Below are 26,165 nucleotides of genomic sequence, written 5' to 3'. Positions count from 1 at the left end.
AGAACACATCATGTCACAGAAGACCTTCTTCATAACCGGTGCCAATTCCGGCTTCGGTCTCGCCATAGCAGCTGCCGCCGACTGTGAGGGCCATAGGGTTATCGGTACCGTCCGCTCGGGAGCCTCGCGATCCTTCCTTGCGGAACGCCTGCCGAGGGTGCATTCAGTCCTGTGTGACGTGACCGAATTCGACCGGATCCCCAACATCGTCCGACGAGTCGAGGAAGAGCACGGCCCGGTTGACGTCCTGATCAACAACGCCGGTTACGGCCACGAGGGGATTCTGGAAGAGTCTCCGCTTGAAGAGATGCGGCGTCAGTTCGACGTCAACGTCTTCGGTGCGGTTGCGATTGCCAAGGCCTTCATGCCGCTGTTCCGTGAGAGGCGTAGCGGCTTCATCGTCAACGTCACGTCCATGGGCGGAATGATCACCATGCCGGGGATTGCCTTTTACTGCGGCAGTAAGTTCGCCCTGCAGGGCATCTCGGAAGTCATGCGTTCCGAAATGGCTCCGTTTGGTGTGCGTGTCACCGCACTCTGCCCCGGCTCGTTCCGGACGGACTGGGCTGGACGGTCGATGGCCCGGACCGACCGGTCCATCGCCGATTATGACGCACTCTTCGATCCGATCCGAAAGGCGCGCCAGGAAAAAAGCGGCAAGCAGCTTGGTGACCCCGACAAACTGGCAACGGCCGTTCTACGGCTGATCGAGTCTGACAATCCTCCACCGCAGCTTCTGCTTGGGAGCGATGCGCTCAAGTTTGTATCGGAAAGAGTGGAGCGTCTGCAGCAGGAGATCGCGGAATGGAAGTCTGTCACCGTCTCGACCGACGGCTGATGGCTGCAAGTGGGCTCGCTCCTAATGCAAAGCACGAGCAGAATCTTTTTCGATCGACTGAACTATGGTGTAGCAGTGGCGGGAAGCCGCATGGTACGGGCGTCCTAGCCCGTCAGCGCGACCCTAGCAACCGCTTCCACCCTCGGGCGCGTCCGACACCACCCGCGCCAGGATGGACATGCTGAATTGGACGGTCGGTACGAACCGGGCCAGCGCATGGGTGCCCGTCGACACCGGAATCTCGCCACCCTCCTCTCCTCGGCCAAAGCGTGCCATCAGGCGCTCGAGCGTCACTGCGCGCGCGGTCCGCACAAGTTCGCCGAACTCTACACATCCCGCGCTGCCGACAACGGAAAGCGTTCCATGTAGCCGTCAGGAATGTCCGCGGCACAGCCCGTCAAGTGACGCACGCTAGCGGACGGCGCATCATCGAAGTCTACAATGCTGCGGCGCAGGTGGATGTGGGAGATTTTAGCCTGAAGCGCCCGACGGCGAGTGCAACCCTAGTCTTCATACCCCAGTCCTTTGCCCCAACTTTCTTGGACTAAAAGTACTCGTGCCGTCCCATCGCTCATTCGACATCGTATGTGCCGCACCGTGGCTTTACATGATCCTGCACGATCGAGAGTGAACTGAAGGTGATGCCGCTTGTGCTGCCTGTGATGAGGATAGTATTGCCGCTCAGTTTCATGTTGCTCCTTATCTTTGGGTATTGGAATGTCGCTGACTCTTTTGTTCCGTCCCGACGCTATCGACAGCGCCTCCCCGTAGCGCGATCGAGATATCTGAGAACTGCGCGGACGTTGCGCAGATAATGCTTATCTGCTTTCGTCAAGCGCACGCCAGCATGGCTGCGTTCGAACAGGGTGAAGCCGATCTCGTCTTGGAAAACGCGGATGCATCAACTGATTGTCGGCTCCTGCAAGTCCAGCGCAATGGAAGCTTGACGGAAACGGGCGTTTCTCGGCGGCAGCGAGTGCATAGCGCAGATGTTGCAGAACGACTTGAACGCAGCGGTGTGACGGTGACCGACGATACATTTGACATCGTGGCGGCCGGCTTCGACGCGGGGGTGCAGTTGGTTCAGAACTGACAGATTCATCGCCAATCCGATCCACCAGACGTCGAAACTGAGCAACTAGCGCCGGGGCGCGTTCATCCAGATTTTCCCTAGCAGGCGGCGAAGCTCGGCGCGTTCGTCCGCGTTAAGCCTTTCCAGCATCCGGTCCTCGTGTTCGTTCAGGCGGCGCAGCCAATCGGCGGCGGCGTCTTTGCCGGCCTGTGTCGGGAATAGCCGTTGAACGCGCTGATCGGTCGCCTCAGCCTCTCGGGTGAACAGGCCCTTTGCCTCCAGATCGGCCAGGAACTGCACAATGTTGGCGCGCTGCATCCCGAGGATGCGGCAAATCTCGGCCGAGGTCAGCCCAGGCGTTTCGACCATGCACAATAGCACGCTCAGGCCGATTGGGCGGGCATCCACCTGCGCAAGCGTTTCCACTGCTCCGTTCAGGTCGAAGACCGATGCACGGCGAAGATGATAGCCTACAAGGCTCAGCAAGGCGCTCTTTTCGTTGTCAATCATGTGCCGTCATGTGCCTTTCCAAAAAAACCGCTATACAAGATAGCGATCTTCGCGTTAATTTACCCTCGGACGATATGCTCGACGGTTCGGGCAGCATTCTTGGAGGACTGTCGTGAGCATTGTCAATCTTCGCATCGCGGGGGCAGAGCGGGCCGCGAGCCGCACATTCCGCCGATATAACCCGGTGACGGGAGCACTTGCCAGCGAGGCCGCCGCCGCCAGCGTCGAAGACGCCCGTGCAGCCGCGGAAGTGGCGGCCGATGCATTCCCTGCATGGGCTGCCCTTGGTCCTAATGCCCGTCGCGCGGTACTGCTTAAGGCCGCCGACGTGATCACAGCGAAGGGTGAGGCCTTCGTCATCGCAATGGCTTCCGAGATAGGCGCAACCGAAGGCTGGGCGCGGTTCAACGTGATGCTCGCCGCCTCGATGCTGCGCGAGGCTGCGGCGTTGACCACGCAGGTCTCGGGCGAGGTGATCCCTTCGGACAAACCGGGCTGCCTTTCGATGGGCATCCGCGAACCCGCGGGCGTATGTCTCGGCATCGCGCCCTGGAACGCGCCAGTGATCCTCGGGGTGCGCGCGCTGGCCACGCCCCTCGCCTGCGGCAATGCCGTCGTGTTCAAGGCTTCCGAGATCTGCCCTCGCACCCACGCGCTGATCGTTGAGGCGCTGGAGGAAGGCGGCCTTCCCCCGGGTCTTGTCAGCCTCGTGACCAACGCACCCGAGGACGCAGCCGAGATCGTCGGAGCGCTGATCGACCACCCGGCGATCCGACGCATCAATTTCACCGGGTCAACCAAGGTGGGCCGGATCATCGCGGAACGTGCCGGGCGGCAGTTGAAGCCCTGTTTGCTGGAACTGGGGGGCAAGGCTCCGCTTCTGGTGCTGAAGGACGCCGACATTGACGAGGCGGTCAAGGCGGCAATCTTCGGAGCCTTCTTCAACCAAGGCCAGATCTGCATGTCCACCGAACGCATTATTGTCGTGAGCGACGTGGCCGATTCATTTGTTGAGAAGTTCACCGACCGCGCGGCGCAGCTGAAGGCGGGCGATCCGGCACAGGGCAACGCCCCTTTGGGAGCAGTCGTGGACGCCCACACGGTAACGAAGGTCCAGTCGCTAATTGAGGACGCGCAGTCAAAAGGAGCCACTGTGACCAGTGCCGGCTCGGCTGAGGGCGTTCTAATGCCCGCGCAGGTCGTTGACCGCGTCACCTCGAACATGCGGATCTACACGGAGGAGAGTTTTGGTCCCGTCGTCGCCATTCTGCGCGCAGAAAATGAAGAGGACGCAGTAAGGCTTGCCAACGACAGTGAATACGGGCTGTCGGCGGCGGTATTTACCCGCGACATCTCGCGCGGGATCGCCGTGGCGCGGCAGATACGGTCCGGCATCTGCCACGTCAACGGACCCACTGTGCATGACGAGGCCCAAATGCCCTTCGGTGGTACCGGTGCCTCTGGCTACGGTCGCTTCGGTGGTCGTGCCGGCATAGCCGAATTCACGGAGCTGCGCTGGATCACGGTCGAGACACAGCCTGGACATTTTCCAATTTGAAAGGACGAACATATGGCAAACGACATTGATACCGTGACTTGGGATATAGCGGACGGAATCGCCTGGCTGCGCTTTAACCGCCCCGACAAGCGCAACGCTATGTCGCCAACGCTTAACCGGGCGATGATGGAGGCGCTGGACCAGTTGGAGTTTCGCGACGACGTGGGCGTGCTGGTGCTGACCGGCGCAGGCTCCGCCTGGACCGCGGGCATGGATCTGAAGGAATACTTCCGCGAGACCGAGGCTGATGGTCTTGCCGGCACACGCAAGGCGCAGCGCGAAAGCTATAGCTGGTGGCGGCGGCTGCGCTGGTACCAGAAACCGACCATCGCTATGGTCAACGGCTGGTGCTTCGGCGGTGGCTACGGACCGCTCTTCGCTTGCGATCTTGCCTTTGCCGCCGACGAGGCGAAGTTCGGCCTTTCCGAGATAAACTGGGGCATTTTGCCCGGAGGCGGAGCCACGAAGGTTGCGGTGGAGCTGCTGCCTTTCCGCAAGGCGATGTACCACTCAATGACCGGCGAGCCGATCGACGGGAAGACAGCCGCAGACTGGGGCCTTGTGAACGAGAGCCTGCCCTTGAAAGAGTTGAAGGACCGCGTGACGCAGGTCGCGAGGGTGCTTCTGGAAAAAAACCCCGTTGCGCTGAAGGCCACCAAGGACGCTGTTCGCCGTGTCGGGCCGATGAGCTATGACGACGCCGAGGACTATCTCGTCCGCGCGCAGGAGGCCGCCAACTCCTACGATGCCGAGGGGCGGAAGGAGGGAATCCGCCAGTTTATCGACGAGAAGAGCTACAAGCCCGGCCTAGGCGCTTACGACACGTCGCGCAAGGCAGGCTGACGATCTCAGGGAGGAGATGTGATGCTGGACTTTACAACCCCCGATCCGGTGGCGCTTCACGCGCGCCTCCGGCCCGATGCTCTTGCCTGTCTCGACCTCGCTACGGGCAAGAAATGGACCTACACGGCGTTGGATGCTGACATTGAGCGTGCCGTAGCGGTGCTGCGGGCCAAGGGAGTGACGGAAGGCGACCGCGTGGCTGTATTGGCTCGTAATTCGGGCTGGCAGGTCGTGATGCAGCAAGCGCTAATCCGCATGGGCGGCATTTTTGTTCCGCTGAACTGGAGGCTTTCAGAGCCCGAGATCGATATCCTTCTGGCCGATTGCGCCCCGAAGGAATTGTATCGTGACATGGCGGGTTTTGCTGAAGCTGTTGAACTGGCCGTTCCGGGTGACCGTTGCACGCCTCGTTCGCAGTCTGAGACCTGCACGATCCTCTATACTTCCGGCACGTCCGGAAGTCCCAAGGGCGCGATGCTGAGTGCGAGCTGCCTTCTGGCCACCGCTGTCAATTTCGGTGTGCTCGGCGAAGTGGACAGCAACAGCGTCTTCCTTTGCGACACGCCGATTTTCCACGTCATAGGCTTGGTGACACAGATCTGGCCCGCGCTTCTGCGCGGCGGGACATGCATGATCTCAGCCGGATTCGATCCTGAACTGACCAATACGCGGTTGGCCGATCCGGAGCTGCGTGTCACACATCTTCTGTGTGCCTCAAATGGCCGAGGGGCTACGCCACGCACGGAATTTTGCGCCAGATCGATGGGCGCTGAAAGCCCTGTTCACCGGCGGCGCGCCGAATCCGGCCGCTCATATCCACTGGTGGTTGGACCGCGGCGTGGCAATGGTCGATGGCTACGGCATGACCGAATGCGGCACGATCCTGGGAATGCCTCTCTCGGCCCGGATCGTGCGCGAAAAGGCCGGGGCGGTCGGCCTGCCAGGCCCTCTTACTCGCGTAAGGTTAGTGGACGAAGATGGGCGGGAGGTGCCCCACGGGGCCGAAGGCGAGGTCCTTGTGCACGGGCCGAACGTGATCAGGGGTTACTGGGACCGGGAGGACAGCGCGCTCGGTGCCGATGGTTGGTTGCGCACGGGCGATGTCGGCCGCGCAGATATTGACGGCTACATCACTATCGTAGACCGGCGAAAGGACATGTTCATCTCGGGTGGCGAGAACGTCTATCCGGTTGAAATCGAATCCGTGATGGCCTCCCATCCAGCCATACGCGAGGTCGCTGTTATCGGCGTGCCCGACTCGCGCTGGGGCGAGGTTGGCCGTGCCTTCGTGGTGCTGGTGCCCGGTAAGTCGATTGCGGTGAACGAACTGGCCCAGCATTGCGAAACCTCCCTCGCTCGCTACAAGATCCCGAAAACCTTCGTAACCGTCGATGCCTTGCCGCGCACCGCCTCTGGCAAAGTCATGAAACACATTCTGCGCGACGAATTCCTCACGGCGTGAACGAAACGCCGACTGCTGGCGACGCTCGGCACCCTGCCCGCTCTGTCGGCAGGGCGCCGAATTCTGCCGCCGATGCCGACCCGGCGCATATCGGACCATGCCGGGCTTACGGTCGAAATCGTGAATGATGAGCAATGAGCGACTGTCCGGGTGGCAGGATTACACGCCGCTGCATGGACAACAGCAAGATTGCTATTTTATATCGCTATATGACATAGCGTTTTTTCTTGACATAACGCATGCCCTGACGACATCTTGCTCGAACGGAAGTCGCAGGAGGAGACGCGCCTTCCACTCACTATTTTGATTTTGGAGGATCAATGGGAATTTCAACATCAGGTGCCGGCAGTAGCCGGGCCATACTCATATGCTTCGCCGCAGCCCTTGTTGAAGGTTTCGATATCCAGGTTGCCGGCATTGCGGCGCCGCGCCTCGGCCCGGCGCTCGGTCTTTCGCCTGCCCAGATGGGGATGTTTTTCTCGTCAGCAACTTTCGGGCTGATCTTCGGCGCATTGGCGGGCGGATGGCTTTCAGACAGGCATGGGCGGCGGGCAGGACTTGCAATCTCGCTTGCCGTGTTTGGATTGTTTGCCATCGGAACGGCGTTGGCGGGAAATTACGAGACCCTTCTGGTGATGCGGTTCATGACTGGCGTGGGGCTGGGCGGGGCTCTCCCGAATCTCGTGGCCATCGCATCGGAGGCAGCGGCACCGGAGCGCCGTGGCCGCGCCGTCGCGCTGATGTATGCGGGCATTCCCCTGGGTGGTGCCGCGGTCAGCCTGATCTCCATCGCCGGTCTGGGCGATGGTTGGCGGGTGCTGTTTGTGATCGGCGGTCTGCTTCCCCTGATGATCGTGCCCCTGGTCATGACCCTGCCCGAACTGCGCGTGGCACCCAAGGGGCGCGATGTGACAGGGATCGGTACGGTTCTTGGCAGCGGTAACCTTGCGCCGACGCTATTGCTTTGGGCTGGTTTCTTCTTTTCGCTGCTGGTGCTTTATCTGCTGCTCAACTGGCTTCCGGCGCTTATGGTCTCGCGCGGCTTCGGGCGTGCCGAGGCGGGGATGGTCCAACTTGCCTTCAATCTGGCAGGAGCTGCTGGCAGTCTCCTAGGGGGCGTGGCCCTCGATGCGCGAAACCGCTCATTCTGGGTTGCCGGTTCCTTTGGCGGACTCGTCGTAGCGCTTGCGCTATTGGCCGTGGCGCCCGCAAATATCTTCGTGACGCTCGTGGTGGGGGCGATACTGGGTGCCGCAATCATCTCGGTGCAAGCAGTGCTCTACGGCATCGCCCCGCAGTGCTATCCGGCAGAGGTGCGCGGTCAGGGGGTCGGCCTTGCCGTGGCGGTGGGTCGTTTCGGCTCGGTGGCAGGACCGCTGCTTGCCGGAGCACTGGTTGCCGCGGGTCAGAGTGCCTCCGAAGTGCTGACGGGTATCTTGCCAATCGCTGTGCTTGGCGGCATTGCGACCTGGTTTCTGACTCGCCGCAAGCGCGCGACGTCGATTTCCTGAGAAAGCCGGGCGCCCAGGCGCGCCCGGCTTTCTCACTCGCCATTTTCCACGTTGAAATGGCTATATAGGCAACCAACCCGCTATGCTGGATAGCGGATTATCAGCACATCGATTCATCTGCTCGAATGCCGATCCATGGAGAGCGTAATTGGCCAGCGTCCGCGATTTCGAAGGGACAGTCGGGCGGGCATGCGTTCGCGCTCGACGCAACAGACAAATGGGAGGAAAAATGAAGAAATTGATCAAGCTGGGTGCCGCCATGACTGTCGTCATGCTGAACATCAATACGGCCGGGGCACAGCAGGCACTGCCCGACGAAATTGCGAAAGGTAAACCTTCAGACGTTCCGATCGCGACGCAGATAATGCGCTGGCATATGAATGACGGCGACGTCAACGCGTTTGCTTTCCGCAATATGGACGAACTTTTCAGCATTCGCACCGTGCCTCATTCCGGCACTGCATGGATCCTCCCGCGTGAGGATCATAGGATGGATTTCTCCTATGAATTCAACGGGCGGACTTTCAACGCCGAAGATTTTCTAGAACGCAATTATACCAACGCATTTCTGGTGATGAAAAACGGCAAGATCGTCACGGAAATCTATCGCAATAATAGCGATGCAAGTACTCGCTTCATGGGCTGGTCCATGACGAAATCCATCACTTCCATACTGGTTGGAGCCGCGGTGGCCGATCGATCCATCGAATCCATCGATGATCCCATCGTAAAATACCTGCCGGAATTGAAAAATGGCGGATATCGCGATGTGACGATTCGACAGATTTTGGAAATGCGGTCGGGTGTGGATTATGAGGAGCGCTACGACTTTGCGAATCCGGGCATCGCCGCCAGCAACCACATCAATGCGCTTGTTAAAAACGTGGCGCGATTTGCCGATGCTGGGCTCGATATTGGCACTGCCGCCAAGCCGGGGGAGGTATTCGCCTATAAAACCATTGACACTGCCATTCTTGGTTGGCTGATCGAGCGCGTCACTGGCGGAACCGTTGCAGCCTATACCACCGGAAAACTGTGGGAGCCAATGGGCGCTGAGGCGGATGGCTTCTACATCATGGACGGAAAGCCCGGAGTTGGCCGTGAATTCAGTGGCGCCGGTTTCAACGCGACATTGCGCGACTGGGCCCGGTTCGGACAAATGCTGCTGAATGAAGGGACTGTTGAAGGGCGTCGGGTTGTTGACGCTGAGTGGATCAGAACGGCGCGCACGCCCTTGGGTTCCGAAGCGGGCGTCGACGGCGGATACGGCTTTCAATTCTGGACTCGCGAGGGATCGGAGGCCTACAAAGCCGTAGGTCTGCAAGGACAATACGTCTACGTAGACCCTGACACGCAAACCGTCATGGTCAAGCTTAGCTATTTCCCACCGGGCGACGACACCCCCTACGTCGAGACGGAAGCGTTCTTTGGGGCGCTGACGAGTTGGGCTCCGAAATAGTCCGTCGATCCAACCGGCTTCGACGACATCTCTCTGGCGCGGCTCAGCATAGTCGCGCCAGTCATCTGCTGCTAATAACCACCACTGAACTTTGTCTTGGGTTTCAAAAATTGAACATGACGAGTCCGACTGACCGGAGATCCTGCGAACAAGTGAATTGAAGGCGTTCACAGCGGCCAGTGGCATTGCGCCATTTGAGCGGAAGCGCCACGTCGTCGGCATGATGAAACCCAATAGTGACTTCCCTTCTACCTAATTTTTTGACTTGTCTTGGCCTTACCTAGACGCGGGGCGGCATGTGCGCCTTGTCGAGACGACGATGAATGAGCGAGACAATGGTCAAGAGGTCCTCAGCATCCTCCTTCGACATAGTCCAATGGATTCGAGCGTCGTGAGCGGTCGGATTACGGAACATCCCGAATGTGCCTCGAACGAGGTTGGCAAAGCCGCTCTGCTCACTGCGTCGCTGACGGTGCTGCGCGGATTGATGGCCAACACGGGAAACTCGCCCCCGAGAGCGCGATCCACCAAGGCTGCTCCGTCGTCCATAAGGCCGGTTCGCGTCCGCATCTTGTCCGCAACGCTCTTTACCGCCTCCTGTACTGCGTGAAAATAGTTGTCGGCAAGCAGCTCCGCTCGGCAGAACCTGAGCACGTCGGGATGAACGCCGCGGCCTTCGAGATCTGCCCGGAGTTCGCGGGCCCGGCGCTGGCCTCCGGGAGGGTTTGTGCGACTTCGGCAATCTTGAGTTCGCCCGTCGGGTCGACCGCGAGACCCGCAAATGCCAACGCTTGGTTTAGAAGCGCGCGCAATTCCAATTCTCCCCCGTGTTGCACAACCACCCCTCGGGCGATCCGACGCCGTCGCAAGCCGATATCGATATGACAAAGATGATTGTCGATACGGCAAAACCGCTCGGCATCACAGTTCATGATCACATCATCATCGGCAAGGACGGTCACGCGAGCCTCAAGGGGCTGCGTCTCATATAGGAGCCAAATCGGCTTCAGGTGTCCGTCAGGTTTGGGTGGCAAAGCGACGATGCTGCAACCATCCTGCTCCGAGACTTTCATGACGACGACGATTGCTTCTCGCCAATTTCCTCGCTTCAGGAAGGCAGCACTATGCTTTCTCGCGCCGCTCTTTCTTATCGTTGGCAGCTATGCTCTCTATTTGAAAGCCACGAACAACTTCCACACGGTCGTCGCCGGCGAAGTCTACCGTTCGTCGCAACCATCCCCGCAAGCTATTGCGGATTTCGCGCAGCGGTATGGGATCAAGACCATCATCAACCTGCGCGGCCCGACCAACAGCTCGGCATGGCACGGCGAGGTCGAGCAAGCGAAGACGCTTGGAATCGAGCATATCGATTTCCCGATGTCTGCTTACAAGGAGCTTTCTCCAGAACGCGCGGAGGAATTGATCCAGGTCATGAAAGACGCTCCAAAGCCGCTGTTGATCCATTGCCTCTCGGGCTCGGATCGCACCGGGCTCGCATCGGCCCTCTATCTGGCGGCGATCAGCAAGACGAACGAGAACGTCGCGGAGGAGCAAATGTCGATCATCTATGGCCATATTGCGCTGCCGATTAGCCGCGCCTTCGCCATGGACCGCACCTTCGAGAAGCTGGAACCCCTGCTTGGCTTCCGTGAATCCTGATATTCTCCCTTAAAATATTCTGCAACATTGACCTGCTACCCGTGGACGCGCGACATACTGCGTCGCACAAATGATTCCAGCTTTCCAATCGGGGCCAGCTTAATGTTCCAGTACGATCTCGTTGTTGTGGGTAGCGGTCCGGCGGGCCGCCGCGGCGCAATCCAGGCCGCCAAGCTCGGCAAGAAGGTTCTGGTCATCGAACAAGGCAAGCGCGTCGGCGGCGTTTCGGTTCACACCGGTACCATCCCCTCCAAGACGCTGCGCGAAACGGCGCTCAATCTCTCCGGCTGGCGCGAGCGTGGTTTCTACGGCCGGTCCTATCGCGTGAAGGAAGAGATCAGCGCGGATGACCTTCGGCGCCGCCTGCTGATCACCCTTGATCACGAAGTCGAGGTGCTTGAACATCAGTTCGCCCGAAACCGCGTCCAGCACATCAGAGGCAAGGCAAGCTTTGTCGACCCGTCGACGCTCGAAGTCGTCAAGGACGATGGCGAAGTCGTCAAGGTCACCGGGGCCAGCATCCTGCTTGCGGTCGGCACCAAGCCGTTCCGCCCGGACTACATCCCCTTCGACGGCAAAACGGTACTCGACAGCGACGAATTGCTCGACATCGAAGAACTGCCACGCTCGATGGCCGTGATCGGCGCAGGCGTCATCGGCATCGAATATGCGACGATCTTCAGCGCGCTGGATACCGCAGTGACCGTGATCGATCCGAAGCCGACGATGCTCGATTTCATCGACCGGGAAATCGTCGAAGATTTCACCTATCAGCTGCGTGATCGCAACATGAAGATCCTGCTCGGCACCAAGGCCGACACAGTGACGCGCCTCGACAACGGCAGAGTTGAACTGAAGCTCGACAATGGCCGCCACATGGTGACAGACATGGTTCTGTTTGCCGCAGGGCGCATGGGCGCGACCGACACGCTCAATCTGGACGCAGCCGGGCTCGACGCCGATAACCGCGGCCGCCTCAAGGTCAACCCGGAAACCTTCCAGACATCCGTGCCGAACATCTACGCTGCTGGCGACGTTGTCGGGTTTCCGAGCCTTGCCTCCACCTCGATGGAACAAGGCCGCATTGCCGCGCGCGTTGCCGTTGGCGCGGTCGCGAAGGAGCCGCCGAAATACTTCCCCTACGGCATCTATGCGGTGCCGGAGATCTCTACCTGCGGCCTGACCGAGGAAGAGATGAAGGAGCGCGGCATTCCCTACGAGTGCGGCATCGCGCGTTTCCGGGAGACCTCGCGCGGACACATCATGGGGCTCGACACCGGACTTCTGAAGTTGATCTTTTCTTTGAAGACGCGCCGGCTGCTCGGCGTGCATATCGTCGGTGAAGGGGCGACCGAGCTGGTGCACATCGGCCAGGCAGTTTTGAACCTCAAAGGCACCGTCGAATATTTCGTCGAGAACACGTTCAACTACCCGACACTCGCCGAAGCCTATAAGATTGCTGGCCTGGATGCGTGGAACCGGATGGGCGATATCAAGTCGGAGCTTTGATGTTGCCTCAAACGGTGACAGCGCCGATCTCCTGACGGTTTTCTTAACGAAAGCAATGATATACGAATCGAACAAAATCTGCGCGACCCGACTTATTTGTGTCGGATAGCACCGGTAAAAGCTTTGCTTGTATAATCCACCGCGTCTGGTAGCGTCCATTTTCGGGGATTCCTCTTACCAGCGAGCGACCGTGCAAGACCTGTCCAAGACTGCCGAACGGAATTTCCAACTGATTCTGATCAAGCCGTCGCACTATGACGATGATGGCTATGTGATCCGCTGGTGGCGGGCGATGATCCCGTCCAACTCCTTGGCTGCAATCTATGGAATCGCGTCTGACTGCGCAGAGCGTAAGGTATTGGGGGCAGAGGTCGGGATCGAGATCACGGTCGTCGACGAGACAAACACGCGGGTCAACATCCCGGCACTGCTCAAGCGACTTGCGCAACATGACAATTTCGGGATGGTCGCGTTGGTCGGCGTTCAGTCGAACCAGTATCCACGGGCACTGGATATTGCGCGCCCCTTCCGCAAGGCCGGCGTGCCGGTTTCGATGGGAGGCTTTCACGTGTCGGGCTGCCTCGCCATGCTCGACGGCAAGGCAGTCGGCTTGGATGCATGTCGCGAGATGGGTATTTCGATGTTTGCCGGCGAGGCCGAAGGCCGCCTGGACCGCGTCCTGCAGGATGCCGCCAGCGGCAAACTTGAGCCGCTTTACAATTTCATGAATGACCTGCCGAGTATCGAAGGTGCGGCCGTGCCCTTCCTGCCGAAAGCCAATGTAGCACAGACGCTTGGCCTCAGCACGAGCTTCGACGCCGGCCGCGGTTGCCCCTATCAATGCTCTTTCTGCACCATCATCAATGTGCAGGGGCGCAAGTCGCGGTTCCGATCGGCCGATGATGTCGAAAAACTAGTGCGGATGAATTGGGCGCAAGGCATCCATAAGTTCTTCATCACCGACGACAATTTCGCGCGCAACAGGGATTGGGAAGCGATCTTCGACCGGTTGATCGAACTCCGGGAAAAGGACGGTATTCCACTTGGATTGATGATCCAGGTCGACACGCTCTGCCACAAGATCCCGAACTTCATCGAAAAATCCAAGCGCGCCGGCGTCACTCGCGTCTTCATCGGGCTTGAGAATGTAAACCCCGACAATCTGACGGCGGCCAAGAAGAACCAGAACAAGATCACCGAATACCGGAAGATGCTGCTCGCCTGGAAAGCCCAAGGCATCATGACGCTCGCCGGCTACATTCTTGGTTTCCCGGCAGACACGCCGGAGACGATCCGGCGCGACATCGCGATCATCCAGCATGAGCTTCCCCTCGACGTCATTGAGTTCTTCGTGCTGACGCCGCTGCCGGGCTCGGAAGATCATCAGACATTGTGGAAGAAGGGCGTCGAGATGGACGCCGATCTCAACATCTACGACGTCGAGCACGTCTGCACTGCGCATCCGAAGATGAGCAAGCAGGAGTGGGAAAGCATCTACCAGGAGGCCTGGTCGCTCTACTATTCGCCAGAGCATATGAAGACGCTGCTGCGCCGGGCTGTTGCTACCGGCGTGCCGCTCGCCAGCCTCGTCAAGATGCTCGTGTCGTTCGCCACGACTGTACCTCTGGAGAACGTGCATCCACTGCAGAGCGGCCTGCTGCGTCTCAAGCATCCATCCGAACGCCGCCCAGATCTTCCCAAGGAAAGCGCCGTTACCTTCTGGCCACGGTTCATCTGGGAAACCGTCACCAAGCATTTGTCGCTGGGCGCCACCATCGCCGGCCTCGCAACGAGCGCCTTTTTCATAGCCCGTGACAAGAACTCGGCGAACTACATGGATCAGGCACTGACACCGGTCGGTGACCACGAGGATGAAACGCTCGAACTCTTCACGAAAACGGCGGGCGGACGGGCTGCGGTCTCGCACATCCACCGTGTCGCCGAACTAACCCATGCCCACAAGGCAGTTTGACGCGCCCGTGCTCTTTGGTTGGGCGCGTTGAGATCCATTGGCGGACCGGCGCTCTTAGTTTCGCGTGGGTAATTTCACGACGTCCAGCAGCGCAGCGGCCTGCAGCGTGTCGATGAACTCCACGCATTCCTTCAGCTTGCCGTTCTCGAAGGTCATTTTGTCCATGATCTCGGTATCGTACTCCGTCGCGCCAAAACGCATGCGTCCCATACGGTGAATCAACGCAACGTCGCCGTCGACATGGATGGACACAAAATCGATCCCTCTCATATCCCAATTGTCGATCAAGTATTGCATCGTCACGCGAAGCGCGGCGGCGCCGACAACAGGATCCGTCAAAGGCGCCAGATGCTGATTCCCGACCACTCGGAATAGGCAATCGTCATCAAGGAAAGACATCAAACTCTCGAGATCGCCCTCCACCCGCGCAGGATAGATCCGCCGCACCAGATCCCTAAGGTCATCATTGGAAGACATTGCCAAATCCCCCTCTTGCAATGCTCCAGTCTGCGTCCGCTTAATCGAAACCGCAACTAATTCGTGTAACAACTCCACTTTCGACGTAGCCCCGTCGCGCCGCACCGTCATCGCGGTGTCGCAACCACCTCAATGACAAACGAGGCCGTAACATCATAACAATGTTCCGGCCTCGCAATGTATTAAGCCCCGCACGAGGCGGAGCTTTCATGAATTCGGCAAACCGAAGATTACTCGGCGCTGTCCTCGGAAGCCTTCTTCTTCGGAGCGGCCTTCTTCTTCGGAGCGGCAGCTTCTTCGCCTTCAGTGGCTTCTGCCTTGGCAGCAGCCTTCTTCTTCGGAGCGGCCTTCTTGGCTTCCTTGTCAGAAGCTTCGCCCTCTTCGTCGGCGAGCAGCTCTTCCTTGGTCACCTTCTTGTCCGTGACGTCGATCTCGGTCAGCAAATGGTCGATGACCTTTTCTTCGAAGATCGGAGCGCGGATCGAGGCGGCCGCACCCGGCTGGCTGCGGAAAAAGTCAAGGATCTGCTTTTCCTGGCCCGGATACTGACGCAGCTGCTCGTAGATGGCGCGCTGCATTTCGTCTTCACTCACTTCAACACCGGCCTTTTCGCCGATTTCGGAGAGAACGAGGCCGAGGCGAACGCGACGCTCAGCGAGCTTCTTGTATTCTTCGCGAGCTTCCTCTTCCGTCGTGTCTTCGTCTTCGAAGGTCTTGCCGGACTGGGCGAGATCGTTGGCGACCTGGTTCCAGATGCCGTTGTACTCGGCATCGACGAGCGAAGCCGGGGTATCGAACTTGTACATTTCGTCGAGCTGGTCGAGGATCTGACGCTTGACCTTCTGGCGGGTCATCGAGCCGTACTGCGACTCGATCTGACCGCGGACGATTTCCTTCAGACGGTCAGCCGATTCAAGACCGAGCTTCTTCGCCAACTCGTCGTTGATTTCAACCTCGGCCGGAGCAGCAACGTCCTTGACGGTGACGTCGAAGGTGGCTTCCTGGCCAGCCAGGTTCTTGGCCGGGTAGTCGGCCGGGAACGTGACGGTGATGGTCTTTTCGTCACCAGCCTTGGCGCCGACCAACTGGTCTTCGAAGCCAGGGATGAAGCGGCCGGAGCCGAGAACGAGTTCTGCGCCCTGGTCGGTGCCGCCATCGAAGGCAACGCCGTCGACCTTGCCGACGTAGTCCATCGTGATGCGGTCGCCGTTGGCGGCCTTGCCCTTCTTGGTCTCGTAGGAACGGGCGCTTTCAGCGACCTTCAGAACCTGCTCGTTGACTTCGTCTTCCGAGATGTCGACGACTTCGCGGGTGATCTTGATGCCCTTGCTGGACTTCAGCTCGATCGGCGGCAGAACCTCGTAGGAGAGCGTGAACTCGAAATCCTTCTGAGCGGCGAGGATCTGCTCTGCCTCGTCCTTGTCTTCCGTCATCGCGATTTCCGGCTGCGTCGCGGACTTTTCGCCGCGCTCTGCGAGGATGGCGGTCGGCTGCTCGCGGACAATCTCGTTGACGAGGTCGGCCATGATGGACTTGCCGTAAACCTTCTTGAGGTGAGCGGCCGGAACCTTGCCCGGACGGAAGCCGTTGATGCGGACCTTGTCCTTCACGTCGGCAAGACGCTCATTCATCTTGACTTCCATGTCCTTGGCCGGGATTACGACCTTGATTTCGCGCTTCAGCCCTTCAGCGAGCGTTTCGATAACCTGCATGTCTTCCTACCTTCATTTCGTGGCGGCCGTGCCCAGACGCCGTTCGTTTCGATGAGCACGACGCCGGGAAATTGCCGAGCGTGGCTTGTTCTCAATTCTTATTCATTCCGCCCCTGGCGGAACGGCGCTTTGCTTCCGGGTAATCGAGGGACACCGTTTTCCGATCCCCCCGCCTGCAAGCCAGCTTTTGGTGCGGGTAGAGAGACTTGAACTCCCACGCCTTGCGGCACCAGAACCTAAATCTGGCGTGTCTACCAATTTCACCATACCCGCGTTCTCAAAAACCGCATGCATATGCCTGCACATGAGGCCTTCCGGAGCGCGGCGTCTCTATAACACCCGATTTGGTAGAGGCAAAGGAAAAATGAAGGGCAAATGACAGTGATTTCGCCCGCAGTGGCGGGCTTCCACACCATTCGGCCTCTGCTCAATAAAGAGGCTCGTCGTAAGCAGGCTTGCCGTCCACGAGCAGGCTGCGTATCTGCGGCGTCCCATCGGTAGCGACGCGAATGGCAACAGAGACGTCACCGTCCTGGCGGGCCTTCTCCAAAGCCATGCCCTGGCCTTCCGGAACGTAGTAGCGTTCGATGCCGTACTCGATGCGGATATGGTCGGCGGAATTGGCACCATAACTATAGAAAGGTCTGCTGTGGAGAACCACGGTGCCCGGCTGCTCCGGCAGACGTTCGAACGATGATTCGACAATGTCCCAGAAGCCGCCGTCACCAGCCTTCAACCGCACCCAAAGGCTCTTCTTGCCCTGATCCTGCGGCACACCACCCATAATCGACGCGACCGGGACCGAGGATATCTCGTAGTTCAACACGACGTAGTCGCCCCGGAGAAAGTCGCGCGGATCAACGGGGGCAGTTTTTAGGAGTGCGTCGGCGCCACTTCGCAGGATCGATGCGCGACTTTCAATCACATAGCCAAGAACGGCGGTCTGCAGGGCAGCAACGATGATTGCAGCGACAATGTAGCGGCGCCCTGAGCCTTGCATTGAAAAAATGCTCACAGGCTTGCCTCCGGGGTTCTAATGGCAAATCGGCGCTTGAGGCGAATGACGATCCACGCAACGGCTGCAACGAAAAGCCCCGAGAACAAAAAGAGGCTCGATGTGCCAAGAATCGACCCGACGGTCACCGATGCAAGGTAGAGCATCTCAATGGCAAACGCCGTGTAAGCCAAATAGCGCACCGCGCCATTGTTCCGGCCTTGGAGCGCAATCGCAAGGACCGCGGCCCCCAGCGTCACGAGCGCCAATGTTACGAACTGCCAGCCATGCTCGAGTTCAACATGCAGGAAGAACAGGCCAATCACGGCGACGAGGAAGGTGTAGAAGGCAGGAGCGGAACCGGCACTTCTGATGAGCGTGGAAAGGCGCGGCGGCGGCAGACTGACAAGCACGAAAGCCAACATGCCAGCAATGGCATAGACGAGCGCGAGCCAGAAATTCTCGTTCACCGCGTAGAGCCAGGTGAGCCAGCCGACGAGCAGCAGATATGCCAGATGACGGACACGATCAGCGCCGGTGAAGCGCACGAGACCAATGACCACTGCCGCCATGAGCGGCACGACCCAAGGATCGAGGCCGACCCAGCGCGTGTCGTAGGTATCGAGATAGGCGGCAAAGCTGCCCCAGGACAGAAAGCCCGCCACCGCGGCGACGACGCCGGAGCCGAACAGCACCGCCGAAATCACAGCCATGGCAAACCAGAGATACATCACCGTCAGCTCGTCTCCCGACAGATGATACATCTGCCCGACCAGCGAAATCGCTCCGCCAAAAGACAAGGTACCGATCACCAGCAGCCCGCCCGCAGCCGCCGTCGCACCGCGCCTCAGCATAACCGCCGCACCGAGATGCACGGCCCAGATGATGACAAGAATGACGGCGACGCGCACAAGGCGTGGAATGGCTTCCCAGTTCGAAGCGACGACCAGCAGGATCGCCGCCCCAAGTAAGATTGCCGCAAGGATCGTCAGCACGCTGCCGAGGCTGAAGCTTGCCGGGCGTGCATCATACTCACTCAGCAGCGCTCCTGCGGTCGCCTCCGGCAAAAGCCCCTTTTCCACCCAAACGGAAAGATCTCGCTCCAATCGACCGCGGTACATGCGCTACTCCGACAAACGCGCGATGACGCGCTTCCTCTTTGCTTTATAGCCACTGATTAGCGCGAGGGAAATATTCCCATACGAATTCTCCCTGGGCGAATTTGGGAGTGCTCATTAACCGATCAACAACGTCAAATCGCGAATGTATAGCGCCTCCTCATTAGAGCATTTCATGTTTTGACAGAAGCATAGCCCGCGTTTTCGAGATAGTTGGCGCATTCGTCGGGCTGGATTGTTTCGACTAGCCTGCCGATGTGCCGCCAGGTTTCGTCAATTGTTCGGCGCTGCGCGTGCCGCATCCAGTGTTTGATCTTCGAAAAGGCCTGCTCAATCGCTTTGTCATGATGACTCTCCAGTGCGGGTTCCTGTTGAGGCATGCGATAGGCTGACAAGCCAGATACGTTGAGTTCCTACTTCAACGATACGCCCTTTGAGCTTTCCGCGCCTGAGCCACCCGTAAGCCGTCTGTCGATGAATGCCGAGCTTTTCGGAAAGTTCTTGCAACGTCACTTCATCCTCATTGCGACGCGGGATGTGACCCGACCAGATCGGCCGCTTTTTCCCAAGGCCATTTCGCACGAGGAGCTTCTGCACTATCAGCGCATCGAACCTGGATTTCTTGGCAGGTGACCAGCCCTGAGCGTTAAGATCGTCAGCGATCTGTTGAGCCGTTGCACCCTGGTTACGCAACGCCGTGATCCGGGCTAAAATCTCGTCATGATGTTCAAGCTGTTCAAATCGCCTCACGGTTCGGATTATGGGGTGCGTTGTTATGATCCCGCCCGCCCAGTGGCATTTTATCTCGGCGCGTTCAGTTTCACCGAACACCTGGATGACGACGCGATCTAGCATTATGCGGACGATAGTCTGTCGGTCTCGTGCAGTGGTGGACGTCGCTTTCCAGAGAGAGGGCACATCTTCTGCCAGACAACGGATAATCTTCTTGTCCTCCTCCGTTAACCGCTCGGGTTGTTGCGACAATGTCCGCTGGTGGTCATCGGCGAGAGTTTGCCCCCTCGCCAGGGCAGCCTCCCAGTCCTTTTCCAGGGTCCGCGCTACCAGCCGGTTATCAGGGTCGACGGCCTCATATCGCCGGCGGGCGAGTGCGATCTCATAGTCCGCCCGCTCCAGGCGTTGCTTCCATCCATCGTGTATCTGTTGTCGTTCGAGTTCAATATCCTCGGCAACCTGAAGGCTGACTTCGATCGCGGATGGCGATATAGCTTCGAGCACCAGCGCGCTAACGCGGGCATCCACGGGACGAGCACTGATCGATTGGCAATGACGACCTCCATAAGTGGTCGCCTCCCAGCTGCAGCTGTAACGTGCTTCCCGGCCATCGTCATTGTAGCCCGTAACCATTTTACGACCACACACACCGCAAGAGACAAGTCCGCTGAGCAGCGCCGCACCACCTCTTGGGACGCCTGGATATCGGGCACGGTTTTTCGCCATCTGGTCCTGATTTCGCTCGTAGGTTTTCCAGTCAATGTATAGGCTGGAAGAGCATTTTGGTGCAGTACCATCCACTTTTGCCGATCGCCAATAATGCGCCGGCCACTGTGAGGCTTTCCGGGCAACCGTAGGCGGCCGTCGCTGCGACTGCGCCCGTAGACATAGGCCCCAAGCCGATCCGGCGAGTGGCCGAAATGGCGGCTGAACTTCTGGACGGCATTGATATAGGATCGTTGGGTGGCCGGAGACAGATTGCGGACCGTCATGTCCTCGATCATCCGGCGGCGAAGAGGGCTTATCTCGGCCATCTGGACCTCCTGTCTGAAGGGTGGGTTTGCAACACCCTCATCCTCTCAGCCAGGAGGCTCTTCTCAAAGCCCGCCGCAATTGCCGCGGTAGCGGCTTAGTTCAATCTGACCCGATTCAGAAAAATGCGGAAACGCTCTAGCCATGCACTCGGCGCATGGGCAACATGAGTATATTGCACTGCAATATCTCGATCAGGCGTCCTATATGTTTGACATAAGACAGGGGATGGCGCCCCTGCCCCGCTTTTCGGGAAGCCTGCGAAGATGATCTTCGTAACAAAATTCGGAGAAGCGCACTCCTCCTCCCAGCGCCCTCCGATGGACTGACAACACTCCTCCTCCCAGTTGTCAGTCACCCTCATGACGCCCACCGGATCCTCCCCCGGTGGGCGTTTGGTTTTCCATACCCGAAAATATCACATGTCTGGTTTTCCAGTGCCTTCAAGGCAGCAGCGCCGATGCCTCTCCCCGCATGCAGCGCCCGACCGATGGCCTGGTGGCAGTGACCGGATGCAGCAACGGTTCGCAGCCACTGCCGACAGCCCCAAACCTGCGGGAGTCCTCCTTGAGGGAGGCAACCGCATATACCGGCCGTCGTCGATTGGTCGCTGGAGGCAAAAAGGCCGGCACCAGCCGATCGGCGGCAAACCATTCTGCCTAATGATTGACCAAATTCCGGCTTCATTGCGTAAATAGCGGCGTGAGATCTGCATCCAACGCATAGGTGGTCTGAAATCTTGTGTCTGGCGCGACTTCGCAGTGCAACATATATTCTGCTCATCAAATAGAGGTCAGCGCCGATCGGCGGCAGCTGGCAAATCACAAGCCCTACGAAAGGGGATTAAAATGAACTTCTCACGCTCTTTCAACAACTGGCGCAAGTACCGTCAGACCGTTACCGAGCTCGGCCGCATGACCAACCGCGAATTGCACGACCTCGGCATCGACCGCTCTGACATCCATCGCGTTGCTCGCGAGGCTTCTGCCCGCTAATCCAAGCGGTCCGCTATCCTCCCAAGCAGATCGCCTTGATAAAACGCCCGCTGCCCTTGGCAACGGGCGTTTTCTTTTATCTGGCTCACAGCTTCCGCAATGGTTGCGGTCGTTTTGACCTCCCTTCTTGTCGCGCACAGAGAGTAATCACTGCATCCGGAATGAGCATCGCATGCACAATTGCATAGCAGATGCCTTTTCTTTGCACTGCACAATACGACAGGAAACGCCTATATGAATGTCAACGACGAGGCGGCGATGGCGCCGCCCTCGACGATCATTCTGAGGAAGACGAACATGAACCCGATCCGCATTGCAAAGAGCTGGATTAGCTACCGCCGCACGCTCAGCGAACTTGGTAACCTCTCCAACCAGACGCTCGCCGACATTGGCGTTAGCCGCTACGACATTCGCAACATCGCTTCCCGCTCGTTCCGCTAATAGCGGCGAGCGTGAAGCTTCCAAGACGGCGCCTCGGGCGCCGTTTTTGATTCCGGGCCTTTCGCGATGAGCGACACCCCGTTAACGCGAGACAAGCGCAACCAAATCCCTAGGCCCGAATCGCTGCACGATGCGAACGCGGCACGGCGGCAAGGTACGATCTTGGTTGCCTGTTGATACCGTGATTTCGGCCTTTCTTTTAGGGTGGACTAATATTAACCATTGTGAAAGTATCCCGCCGTTGCCTAAGGGAGACATGCGTGATGTGCCGATATAATCTTCGCATGGAGGACGGTTTGTGGACCGTCGTCGACGCCACGACACAGCAGCCGGCCGAACTGAACGACGTGCAGATGGCTCGGATGACGTGGCGCGAAGCATGCGACATGGTCGATATCCTGAACAATCTCGATCGAATAAGCTTCATGTCCAAACGATACGAAGCCTCCGCTAGGACAATGGCTTGAACTTCGTGGATGTCACCAATGTGGCATCGGATCCCGGCAGTTACAGTCTGAGCGTCTTTATCTTCTGAACCGCGACATCAACGAAGGCGCGCGTCTTGGCCGAGACATGCCTGCCCTCCACATGAACGACGTGGATTGGCAGTGGCTCTTCCTCATAATCCTCGAGCACTATTCTCAGCCGACCGGCGGCAAGATGCTCCGCCACCTGATAGGACAGGGTCCGTGACAGGCCCCATCCAGTCACCGCCGCTGCAATCGATGCATCGACAGTGTTGCAGTACATGCGCGGATGAAGCTTGACGGGCGTATGGTTGGGCGAGAAGTGCCAGTCCAATGGCGCCGATGAGCCCGTGTTGACGATCGTGACGTGTTGGGCCAGGTCGGCTGGCGTTGCCGGTTCGCCGTGACGCTCGAAGTAGGCCGGCGCTCCACACACGACGCGGCGCACGCTGCCGACCTTTATCGCCTGCTGATCCGAGTCCTGCAGGTGGCCGATGCGGATTGCCACGTCGATGCCCTCCTCCACAAGATTGACCATCCGATCGAAGAGAAGGACGCGCCCGGTGACGGCCGGGTGCATGCTGAGAAAGTCCGTCATAATCGGGACGATATAGATCTGACCGAATAGAACCGGCGCCGTGATGGTTAGCGTTCCCGATGGAGTTGAATGAGATCCGCCAGCCGAGGCTTCCGCCTCGTCGATATCACTGAGGATCCTTCTGCAGTCATCGGCATATCGGCTGCCCGACGGCGTCAGCTTTACTGAGCGCGTGGAGCGGACGAAGAGCCGCGCCCCTGTGGCTTCCTCCAGAAAAGCGATCGCGCGTGTGACCGCCGGCGGGCTCATGTGAAGCTGGCGCGCTGCCTGCGCAAAGCTCGCCGTCTCGGCGACCTTGACCAGAACCCTCATGCATTGAAGCCGATCCATCTGCTCACCCGTAATATTCCGCTAAATGAAATAGTTTCTTTTCATGATATCGCAATTCAGCACGCGGGCGGAAACAATTATTGTCTGGTCACCTCAACACGGAGACTAGACCGATGAAGCTTTACTCGCATCCTCTCTCGGGCCATTCGCATCGCGCCCGCCTCTTCCTGTCGCTTATTGGCGTCGACGTCGATGTCGTAGAGGTCGATCTTGCTGCCAGGGAGCACAAAAGCGCCAGCTTCCTTGCCCTCAATCCGTTCGGGCAGTTGCCTGTGCTGGAAGATGGAGGCGTCATCATCAGCGATTCCAACGCCATCCTCGTCTACCTCGCCAAGAAGTACGCGCCCGAGGGATGGCTCCCGGAGGAACCGGCAGCTGCAGCGGCGGTCCAGCGCTGGCTATCGGTCGCTGCCGGCGAGATCGCCTATGGCCCGTGTGCGGCAAGGCTTGTGACCTTGTTCGGAGCGAAGTTCGACTCCGAGGACGTGATCGCGAGAGCGCATCGAATCCTCCAACTGATCGATGACCGCCTGGTTGATCGCGAGTGGATCGCCGCGAACAGGTCGACCATCGCCGATGTCGCCCTTTACAGCTACATCGCCCGCGCACCGGAAGGAAATGTCGACCGGTCCGCCTACCGCAATGTGACGGCATGGCTTGAGCGGATAGAAGCCCTGCCCGGCTTTCAACCATTCCAGAAATCGCCAGTCGGCATTGTCGAGGCGGCTTGAGGCGTTCCATTGCGCTGCGGCCGACCACACTCCAATAGGGAGCCCGCTATGCCTATCGAGGCACAAAGCACCAAGTCCTCTCCTTGGCACGCCGGGGAGATCGCACTGCACGAAAAGGTCGGCGTCGCCAAGCGAATGGACGAGGTGGGCCGGCGCGTGCTGCGAGATCACCTGATCGATCAGCACCGCCAGTTCTATGCGCAGTTGCCCTTCATCGTCCTGGGAACGGTAGATGCGGACGGCAATGCATGGGCAACGCTACGTGCCAATCGTCCGGGTTTCCTTGAGAGCCCGGACATCCATATGCTGAGCGTCGCCCTTCCGCGTGAACACCTTGATCCGGCCGACGCGGGAATCGACGACGGCAAGGCCATCGCTATGCTTGGCATCGAACTCCACACGCGCCGCCGCAACCGCCTGAATGGTACCGTCCATAGAACGGAGCAGGACGGCTTCGATGTGCGCGTGGGACAATCCTACGGAAACTGCCCGCAATATATCCAGCTGCGCGATTTCGACTTCGTGCGGGACCCGATGGAGCGCTCAGGGTACGACCCTGTCCATTTCAACAGCCTTGATGGGCGTCCCGCCGAAATGATTGCTAAGGCCGATACGTTTTTTGTCGCCTCCTACGTCGATCGCGAGGATGGCGAGCGCCAGATCGATGTTTCGCATCGTGGCGGCAGGCCGGGTTTCGTACGGATCGGCGAGGACGGCGTTCTGACGATCCCGGACTTTGCCGGCAATCTCTTCTTCAACACGCTCGGCAACATCCTCGCCAATCCGCGGGCGGGGTTGGTCTTTGCGGATTTCGAGAACGGCGATCTGCTGCAATTGACGGGCGACGCGCAGGTCATCCTGGAATCGCCGGAGATAGCAGCCTTCCAGGGTGCTGAGCGACTGTGGCGCTTTCGCCCGACGCAGATCGTCCACAGACAAGAAGCGTCGCCGCTTCGCTGGCGTTCGCGGACCGATGGTCCATCTCCCAATTCTCTGATGACCGGCAGCTGGAATGAGGCCGCCGCGCGGCTTCGCGCGACAGCCATCGCCAAGAGCTGGCGGCCCTTCCGCGTCGCCCGGATCGTCCAGGAGAGCGCGAGCGTGCGCTCGTTCTATCTCGAACCGACAGATGCAGGCGGGATCATTCCCTATGTCTCCGGGCAGCATCTGCCTGTCCGCATCAATGTGGAGGGATCGCAGGTACCCGCCGTGCGCACCTATACGATCTCCTCGGCGCCCTCCGATGGTCCGTATCGCATCAGCGTCAAGCGCGAGGGACTTGTCTCGACGCGTCTTCACGACGCCATCCGAGAAGGTGACATCATCGAGGCCCGCGCCCCTGTCGGCGCGTTCACGATCAACGCCACAGAGAGACGTCCTGCCGTTCTGCTGGCCGCCGGCATTGGAATAACGCCATTGCTCGCCATGCTCCGGCATGTCGTCTACGAAGGCCTGCGCACCCGCCGGATACGACCGACGTGGCTGGTCTACTCCGCACATAGCAAGTCGGAGCGCGCATTCGATACCGAGCTGCAGGCACTCGCCGCGGCATCCGGTGGCGTCGTCAGGCTGGTCCGCCTGCTCAGCGATACCTCCGATACCGTCGCTGGCGAAGACTACGAACAGCAGGGGCGCGTCGACATGAACCTGCTGAGCACAGTATTGCCGTTCAACGACTATGATTTTTATCTGTGCGGTCCAGCAGGCTTCATGCAGTCCGTGCACGACGGCCTGCGTGGGTTGAATATTGCCGATAACCGCATCCACGCCGAAGCGTTTGGATCGGCGTCTATCCAGCGATCGGGCGATGAAGCCAAGCGGCCGACAGCGCGCGCCGCCGCTGGCGAACCGCAGCCAGTGTATTTCATGCGCTCAGGCAAGGAAGCGCGCTGGGAGCCAGGATCAGGCACTTTGCTGGAGCTTACCGAAACATATGGCTTGGCGCCTGATTTCAACTGTCGCCTCGGTAATTGCGGGAGCTGCAGGACGAAGATCTTCTCCGGCGCTGTCGCCTATCTCAAGGAGCCGACCGCCGACGCCGCCGATGAGGAAGCTCTGATCTGCTGCGCCGTGCCGGCAGCGAGCGACACAGGCGCTCGGCTGGAACTGGATATCTAAGAGCGTCGGCGCGTGCATCGAACGGTC

Annotated in this window: 22 protein-coding genes, 1 tRNA gene and 5 pseudogenes; 17 read left to right on the top strand and 11 right to left on the bottom strand. The window is 59.2% G+C overall.

The window, feature by feature from the left end:
- Positions 1-10 precede the first annotated feature (10 nt).
- Both LPU83_RS47755 and LPU83_RS47750 read left to right on the top strand, forming a co-directional pair.
- Entirely contained in the window at positions 11-838 is an 828-nt protein-coding gene (locus LPU83_RS47755; RefSeq protein ID WP_024313992.1) for an oxidoreductase, read from the top strand.
- A gap of 847 nt (positions 839-1,685) precedes the next feature.
- Positions 1,686-1,931, top strand: a complete 246-nt coding sequence (locus LPU83_RS47750; RefSeq protein ID WP_141652543.1) for a hypothetical protein — start codon at positions 1,686-1,688, stop codon at positions 1,929-1,931.
- 45 nt (positions 1,932-1,976) lie between these two features.
- Here the strand turns inward: LPU83_RS47750 and LPU83_RS47745 are convergent, their stop codons facing one another.
- Positions 1,977-2,420, bottom strand: coding sequence for a MarR family winged helix-turn-helix transcriptional regulator (locus tag LPU83_RS47745; protein WP_024313990.1), 444 nt, complete (start codon positions 2,418-2,420; stop codon positions 1,977-1,979).
- 112 nt (positions 2,421-2,532) lie between these two features.
- Between LPU83_RS47745 and LPU83_RS47740 the strand changes: the two genes are divergently transcribed.
- From LPU83_RS47740 to LPU83_RS47720, 6 genes and pseudogenes are all read left to right on the top strand, one after another.
- Complete coding sequence (locus LPU83_RS47740; protein WP_024313989.1) at positions 2,533-3,978, top strand: aldehyde dehydrogenase; 1,446 nt, start codon at positions 2,533-2,535, stop codon at positions 3,976-3,978.
- Positions 3,979-3,990: 12 nt separating this feature from the next.
- Positions 3,991-4,821, top strand: a complete 831-nt coding sequence (locus LPU83_RS47735; protein ID WP_024313988.1) for a p-hydroxycinnamoyl CoA hydratase/lyase — start codon at positions 3,991-3,993, stop codon at positions 4,819-4,821.
- A gap of 21 nt (positions 4,822-4,842) precedes the next feature.
- Positions 4,843-5,812: pseudogene (locus LPU83_RS75800) on the top strand (AMP-binding protein); the annotation flags it as partial.
- Between the two features lie 165 nt (positions 5,813-5,977).
- A complete protein-coding gene (locus LPU83_RS75795) occupies positions 5,978-6,283 on the top strand; it encodes an AMP-binding enzyme (protein ID WP_425301948.1) in 306 nt (101 codons plus the stop codon).
- 320 nt (positions 6,284-6,603) lie between these two features.
- Entirely contained in the window at positions 6,604-7,794 is a 1,191-nt protein-coding gene (mhpT, locus tag LPU83_RS47725) for a 3-(3-hydroxy-phenyl)propionate transporter MhpT (RefSeq protein ID WP_024313987.1), read from the top strand.
- 229 nt (positions 7,795-8,023) lie between these two features.
- Entirely contained in the window at positions 8,024-9,253 is a 1,230-nt protein-coding gene (locus LPU83_RS47720) for a serine hydrolase domain-containing protein (RefSeq protein ID WP_024313986.1), read from the top strand.
- Positions 9,254-9,533: 280 nt separating this feature from the next.
- On the opposite strand, the pseudogene LPU83_RS75790 reads toward LPU83_RS47720, so the two are convergent.
- Positions 9,534-9,907 (bottom strand): annotated as a pseudogene (locus LPU83_RS75790) (TIGR02391 family protein).
- Between the two features lie 173 nt (positions 9,908-10,080).
- Here LPU83_RS75790 and LPU83_RS73445 point away from each other — a divergent pair.
- From LPU83_RS73445 to LPU83_RS47695, 4 genes and pseudogenes are all read left to right on the top strand, one after another.
- Positions 10,081-10,245 (top strand): annotated as a pseudogene (locus LPU83_RS73445) (JAB domain-containing protein); the annotation flags it as partial.
- 79 nt (positions 10,246-10,324) lie between these two features.
- Positions 10,325-10,912, top strand: a complete 588-nt coding sequence (locus LPU83_RS47705) for a dual specificity protein phosphatase family protein (RefSeq protein ID WP_051166643.1) — start codon at positions 10,325-10,327, stop codon at positions 10,910-10,912.
- 102 nt (positions 10,913-11,014) lie between these two features.
- Positions 11,015-12,421, top strand: a complete 1,407-nt coding sequence (gene sthA, locus LPU83_RS47700) for a Si-specific NAD(P)(+) transhydrogenase (RefSeq protein ID WP_024313983.1) — start codon at positions 11,015-11,017, stop codon at positions 12,419-12,421.
- A gap of 190 nt (positions 12,422-12,611) precedes the next feature.
- A complete protein-coding gene (locus tag LPU83_RS47695; RefSeq protein ID WP_024313982.1) occupies positions 12,612-14,393 on the top strand; it encodes a B12-binding domain-containing radical SAM protein in 1,782 nt (593 codons plus the stop codon).
- Between the two features lie 54 nt (positions 14,394-14,447).
- Here the strand turns inward: LPU83_RS47695 and LPU83_RS47690 are convergent, their stop codons facing one another.
- The 8 genes and pseudogenes from LPU83_RS47690 to LPU83_RS74055 form a co-directional block, all read right to left on the bottom strand.
- Positions 14,448-14,870 carry a nuclear transport factor 2 family protein gene (locus LPU83_RS47690; RefSeq protein ID WP_024313981.1) on the bottom strand — a complete coding sequence of 141 codons (423 nt, stop codon included), beginning with the start codon at positions 14,868-14,870 and terminating at the stop codon, positions 14,448-14,450.
- A gap of 230 nt (positions 14,871-15,100) precedes the next feature.
- Positions 15,101-16,582 carry a trigger factor gene (tig, locus tag LPU83_RS47685; RefSeq protein ID WP_024313980.1) on the bottom strand — a complete coding sequence of 494 codons (1,482 nt, stop codon included), beginning with the start codon at positions 16,580-16,582 and terminating at the stop codon, positions 15,101-15,103.
- Between the two features lie 188 nt (positions 16,583-16,770).
- Positions 16,771-16,855 (bottom strand) — tRNA-Leu (locus tag LPU83_RS47680).
- Positions 16,856-17,009: 154 nt separating this feature from the next.
- Positions 17,010-17,582, bottom strand: coding sequence for a GDYXXLXY domain-containing protein (locus LPU83_RS47675; RefSeq protein WP_029709936.1), 573 nt, complete (start codon positions 17,580-17,582; stop codon positions 17,010-17,012).
- Between the two features lie 11 nt (positions 17,583-17,593).
- Positions 17,594-18,697, bottom strand: coding sequence for a DUF2157 domain-containing protein (locus tag LPU83_RS47670; protein ID WP_024313978.1), 1,104 nt, complete (start codon positions 18,695-18,697; stop codon positions 17,594-17,596).
- Between the two features lie 170 nt (positions 18,698-18,867).
- A pseudogene (locus LPU83_RS47665) lies at positions 18,868-19,032 on the bottom strand (IS630 family transposase); the annotation flags it as partial.
- A 4-nt stretch (positions 19,033-19,036) separates the two neighbouring features.
- The gene (locus tag LPU83_RS47660; RefSeq protein ID WP_162392070.1) at positions 19,037-20,227 is read right to left on the bottom strand and encodes a recombinase zinc beta ribbon domain-containing protein; all 1,191 of its coding nucleotides are present in this window, start codon (positions 20,225-20,227) and stop codon (positions 19,037-19,039) included.
- A 92-nt stretch (positions 20,228-20,319) separates the two neighbouring features.
- Positions 20,320-20,460 (bottom strand): annotated as a pseudogene (locus LPU83_RS74055) (phage integrase N-terminal SAM-like domain-containing protein); the annotation flags it as partial.
- 846 nt (positions 20,461-21,306) lie between these two features.
- On the opposite strand from LPU83_RS74055, the gene LPU83_RS47650 reads away from it, so the two are divergent.
- The 3 genes from LPU83_RS47650 to LPU83_RS47640 all read left to right on the top strand — a co-directional run bounded on the left by LPU83_RS47650 (position 21,307) and on the right by LPU83_RS47640 (position 22,361).
- Entirely contained in the window at positions 21,307-21,453 is a 147-nt protein-coding gene (locus LPU83_RS47650) for a DUF1127 domain-containing protein (protein ID WP_003558908.1), read from the top strand.
- 297 nt (positions 21,454-21,750) lie between these two features.
- Complete coding sequence (locus LPU83_RS47645; RefSeq protein ID WP_065814346.1) at positions 21,751-21,894, top strand: DUF1127 domain-containing protein; 144 nt, start codon at positions 21,751-21,753, stop codon at positions 21,892-21,894.
- Between the two features lie 263 nt (positions 21,895-22,157).
- On the top strand, positions 22,158-22,361 hold the full coding sequence (locus LPU83_RS47640; RefSeq protein ID WP_024319258.1) for a hypothetical protein: 204 nt from the start codon (positions 22,158-22,160) through the stop codon (positions 22,359-22,361).
- A 40-nt stretch (positions 22,362-22,401) separates the two neighbouring features.
- On the opposite strand, the gene LPU83_RS47635 is transcribed toward LPU83_RS47640, so the two are convergent.
- Positions 22,402-23,289 carry a LysR family transcriptional regulator gene (locus LPU83_RS47635; RefSeq protein WP_037069563.1) on the bottom strand — a complete coding sequence of 296 codons (888 nt, stop codon included), beginning with the start codon at positions 23,287-23,289 and terminating at the stop codon, positions 22,402-22,404.
- A 113-nt stretch (positions 23,290-23,402) separates the two neighbouring features.
- Between LPU83_RS47635 and LPU83_RS47630 the strand changes: the two genes are divergently transcribed.
- Both LPU83_RS47630 and LPU83_RS47625 read left to right on the top strand, forming a co-directional pair.
- Positions 23,403-24,020: a glutathione S-transferase gene (locus LPU83_RS47630; RefSeq protein WP_024317421.1), complete on the top strand. Its 618-nt coding sequence runs from the start codon at positions 23,403-23,405 to the stop codon at positions 24,018-24,020.
- Between the two features lie 48 nt (positions 24,021-24,068).
- Positions 24,069-26,138, top strand: coding sequence for a 2Fe-2S iron-sulfur cluster-binding protein (locus LPU83_RS47625; protein ID WP_037069560.1), 2,070 nt, complete (start codon positions 24,069-24,071; stop codon positions 26,136-26,138).
- Positions 26,139-26,165: the final 27 nt, after the last annotated feature.

The sequence above is a fragment of the Rhizobium favelukesii genome (assembly GCF_000577275.2).
Classification (GTDB): Bacteria; Pseudomonadota; Alphaproteobacteria; order Rhizobiales; family Rhizobiaceae; genus Rhizobium; species Rhizobium favelukesii.
This window is presented reverse-complemented; position numbering and strand designations above follow the sequence as displayed.